Below are 3994 nucleotides of genomic sequence, written 5' to 3' on the forward strand. Positions count from 1 at the left end.
GATGGGCATCGCCCGCACCTTCCAGGGCTCTCGCCTGTTCGGCAGCCTCAGCGTCGCGCAGAACGTGCTGACGGCGGCGCAGTTGCGCCATCCTGTCGGCGCCGCCGATACCGTGCTGCGCGGTCGGCGTTATCGCGAGCGGGTGGCCGCGACCCGGCAGAAGGCCGACGAACTCCTCGACCTCATGGGCCTGACAGATCAGGCCGGCAGGGTCGCCGCGGATCTTCCCTACGGCGATCAGCGGCGGCTGGAGATTGCGCGTGCGTTGGCGACCGGCCCGCAACTGCTGTTGCTCGATGAGCCCGCTGCCGGTCTTGATTCCAACGAGACCAAGGTGTTGGCAGCGCTGATCCGGACGATCCGTGACCGCTATGGCGTAACGGTGGTCGTTGTCGAGCACGACATGGACCTGATCATGGCGCTGTGCGAACGCATCCAGGTGCTGGCGACTGGCGAGGTGATCTGCGTCGGAACACCGGAGCAGGTACGCGAACACCCGAAAGTGCGGGAGGCGTATCTTGGCCACGCCTAGCCCCGTTCTGCTCAGTGTCGAGAACCTCGAGGTCAATTTCGGCGCGGTGCGTGCGCTGAAGGGCATTTCGCTCGACGTCCATGCCGGCGAGGTGGTGGCGTTGGTGGGCGCCAACGGCGCCGGCAAGAGCACGACCTTGCGCACCATTTCCGGCCTGTCGCGGCCGCGCGGCGGCAGGATCATCTTCGATGGCAAGCCGATTGGAGGTGTCGCTCCGTCGCGCATCGTAAGTCTGGGCATCGCGCAGAGCCCGGAGGGCAGGCGCCTGTTCGGCGGCCTGACGGTGGCTGACAATCTGCGGCTCGGCGCCTGCACCCGCACCGACAAGGATGCCATCCTCAGAGACAGCGAGCGCATGTTCATGCTGTTCCCGATTCTCAAGCAGCGGCTGAAGCAACTGGCCGGCACGCTGTCGGGCGGCGAACAGCAGCAGCTTGCTTTGGCGCGCGCGCTGATGGCGGCGCCGCGCCTGCTGCTGCTCGACGAGCCTTCGCTCGGCGTTGCGCCGCTGCTGGTCCGCCATATCTTCAGCGCGCTTGCCGAACTGAAGCGCCAGGGCATGACGATGCTGCTGGTGGAACAGAACATCACGCTCGCGCTGGACCTCGCCGACCGTGCCTATGTGCTGCGCACGGGCCAGGTGGCGCTGTCTGGCCGGTCCGCGGAACTGCGCGACAGCGAACGCGTGGCGCAGGCATATCTCGGGGCGGCAACATGACCCAGCTGGACTATATCCTGCAGCAGATCGTCAATGCGGTGAGCCTCGGCAGCCTCTACGCACTGGTGGCGGTCGGTCTGTCGATCGTCTTCGGCGTCCTCAAGCTCACCAATTTCGCGCATGGCGACGTCATGATGGTAGGTGCCTTCGGGGTTGCCTTGCTGGTCGGCATCGGCGTTCCGTTCCCGGTCGCCGTGATCTGCGGCATCGCCGCAGCCGCCGCCGCCGGCTTCCTCATCGAACGCATCGCCTACCGCCCGATCCGCGACGCGCCCGACGTTGCGCGACTGCTGACCAGCCTCGCCGTCACCTACATCATCGAGAATGTCGGCATCCTGGTGTTCACCTCCTCGCCGCGCAATTTTCCACTCCCCGATATTCTCAACACCTCCTGGGAAATGTCGAACGGCGCCATCACCTTCACCAGCATCAATCTCCTGACCATCGCGCTGACCTTCGTGTCGCTGCTGCTCCTCGGCTGGTTTATCACGCGCACCACGACTGGGCTCGGCATGCGCGCCGCAGCCGAGGACATGTCGGCGGCACACCTTGTCGGTCTGAACGTCAACCGGCTGATCATCGTCGCCTTCATCGTCGCATCCGCCTATGCCGGCCTCGCCGGCATTTTGTGGGCGGCACAGGCCGGCGTGGTGCAGCCGCAGATGGGCTTCACGCCGCTCCTGAAGGCTTTCGTGGCGGCAATCATCGGCGGCTTCGGGTCGATCGCGGGCGCCCTGGTCGGCGGCTACATATTGGGCGCGCTGGAGATATTCATCGTCGCATTCCTGCCGAGCAGCGTCTCGTCCTATCGCGACGCAATCGTCTTCGCCGTGCTGATCGCCTTTCTCCTGGTGCGCCCGGGCGGGCTGCTCCAGCCAAACCGGGAGATAAAGCTGTGAGCCGGGAAGCGCGGATCACACTCCTCGTCCTCGTCGCCGTGGTGGCGGGGGCAGCTGTCGCATTCGGTGCGCCGCACGTGCTGAGCGACTATTTCGTCCGGATTATCCTGCTGATCGCGCTGAATGCAATCCTGGTGCTGGCGCTGTCGCTGAGCAACGGTTTTACGGGCGTGTTTTCGCTCGGCCATGTCGGCTTCATCGGCGCCGGCGCGTATATTTCGGGAATCCTGTCGATCCCGGTGCAGCAGAAGATGGCATTGCTGCCGCATCTGCCGGGGTTTCTGCATGCTTTCAGCCTCCCCTTCCTGCCGGCGACGCTGGTGGCAGGTCTTCTGACGGCATTGCTTGCGGTGGTCGTCGGTTATCCCTTGATGCGCCTGTCGGGCTATTTCGTTTCGGTGGCGACGATGGGATTCTTGATTATCGTCAACGTGGTGCTGATCAATGCGTCGGATTTCACCCGAGGTGCCCGCACGTTTACCGGCGTGCCGCTGGAGACGACGTTGCCCTGGGTGATGGGTTGGCTCGCCATCACGGTGTTCGTTCTGGCGCGCCTGGTTTATTCGCCTTTCGGGCGCGCCATGAAGGCGGTGCGCGACGACACGATCGCGGCCAGCGCTGTCGGAATCGGCGTGCTGCGGACCAGACTGATCGCCTTCGTCATCGGCGCGTTCTTCTCAGGCGTCGGCGGGTCGCTCTATGCGCATTATCTCGGCTCGTTTTCGCCGAACACTTTCTACTTCGCGCTGACGATGAGTCTGATCACAATGCTGGTGCTGGGCGGCATGGGCTCCCTGACCGGCGCGGTGGTCGGCGTCATCTGCGTTTCGCTGTTGTCGGAGATCCTGCGCTCGGTCGAACGCGGCTTCACGATCGGCGATTTCGCGGTGCCGGCCCTGTTTGGCGCCAGCCAGATCGTGCTCGGCTTCATCTTCATTCTAGTCATGATCTTCCGGCCGAAGGGGATCATGGGGGACCGGGAACTTATGTTCGGATCAACCCAAAGATCGGCAACGGTGAACCAGACAGAGGAACGAAAACGATGATCAAACTCACTCGACGCGGTACCATCGGCCTGGGACTGGGCGCATTCTTCGCGCTTGCCTCGGCCAGCACGGCACTTGCTGCCGACACCATCAAGATCGGCTATCCGGCAAACCTGACCGGCATCCAGGCCTCGCTCGACGGTCCGATGCTGAATGGCGCCAAGCTGGCAGCGAGCGAAATCAACGCCGCCGGCGGCGTGCTCGGCCAGCAGATAGAACTGGTGATCTACGATTCCAAGAGCGATTCGACGACGATCTCGACCGTCGCCAGCCAGTTGATCGACAGCGACAAGGTCGTCGGCATCATCGGCTTCGCCGATTCCGACTCGGTGCTGGCCATCGGACCGCAGGTCCAGACGGCGCAGATACCGTTCATAACGCCAGGCGCGACCTCGCCGAAATTGCCTAGCCAGCTCGGCAACGAGATCTTCCTCGCCGCCTTCGGCGACAACGTTCAGGCTGCGGTTGGCGCGGAATTTGCGCTGAACAAGCTGAACGGCAAAACCGCCTACCTGCTGACCGACATCGGCACTGAATACACAACGCTGCTGTCGGACTACTTCGTCACCGCCTACGAGCATGGCGGGGGCAAGATTTTGGAGCGCGACACCTACAAGATCGGCGACAAGACCTTTACCGCGCAGATCGCCAAACTGAAGGCGCTGTCGCCGCAGCCAGACTTCGTCTATGCCTCGTCGAATGCCGAGGAAATCGGCCTGATCTTGAAGCAGATGCGCCAGGCCGGCATCAACCTGCCGGTGGTCGCCGCCGACCTGGATCAGCAAGGGCGTGTCGTAGC

General features: G+C 63.7%; 5 protein-coding genes. All 5 read left to right on the top strand.

Translation table 11 applies throughout. The features are described 5' to 3' along the window. The coding region (locus EN969_RS20100; RefSeq protein ID WP_164758364.1) for an ATP-binding cassette domain-containing protein at nt 1-532 on the top strand (532 nt) is incomplete at its 5' end. Next, nucleotides 519-1250, top strand: a complete 732-nt coding sequence (locus EN969_RS20105; RefSeq protein ID WP_013528428.1) for an ABC transporter ATP-binding protein — start codon at nt 519-521, stop codon at nt 1248-1250. The genes EN969_RS20100 and EN969_RS20105, both read left to right, overlap by 14 nt. Then, nucleotides 1247-2149, top strand: a complete 903-nt coding sequence (locus tag EN969_RS20110) for a branched-chain amino acid ABC transporter permease (RefSeq protein ID WP_024502052.1) — start codon at nt 1247-1249, stop codon at nt 2147-2149. The genes EN969_RS20105 and EN969_RS20110 overlap by 4 nt, the downstream gene beginning before the upstream one ends. Beyond that, nucleotides 2146-3195 carry a branched-chain amino acid ABC transporter permease gene (locus EN969_RS20115; RefSeq protein WP_082826621.1) on the top strand — a complete coding sequence of 350 codons (1050 nt, stop codon included), beginning with the start codon at nt 2146-2148 and terminating at the stop codon, nt 3193-3195. Before EN969_RS20110 ends, EN969_RS20115 begins: the two co-directional genes overlap by 4 nt. Further along, on the top strand, nt 3192-3994 hold an 803-nt coding region (locus EN969_RS20120; RefSeq protein WP_127419332.1), incomplete at its 3' end, for an ABC transporter substrate-binding protein. The genes EN969_RS20115 and EN969_RS20120, both read left to right, overlap by 4 nt.

The organism is Mesorhizobium sp. M7A.F.Ca.CA.003.01.2.1, assembly GCF_003998945.1.
GTDB lineage: Bacteria > Pseudomonadota > Alphaproteobacteria > Rhizobiales > Rhizobiaceae > Mesorhizobium > Mesorhizobium ciceri.

What these genes read in the sequence shown, in the direction of transcription:
- EN969_RS20110 (WP_024502052.1), top strand. Translation starts at nt 1,247, where the DNA reads ATGACCCAGCTGGACTATATCCTGCAGCAGATCGTCAATGCGGTGAGC.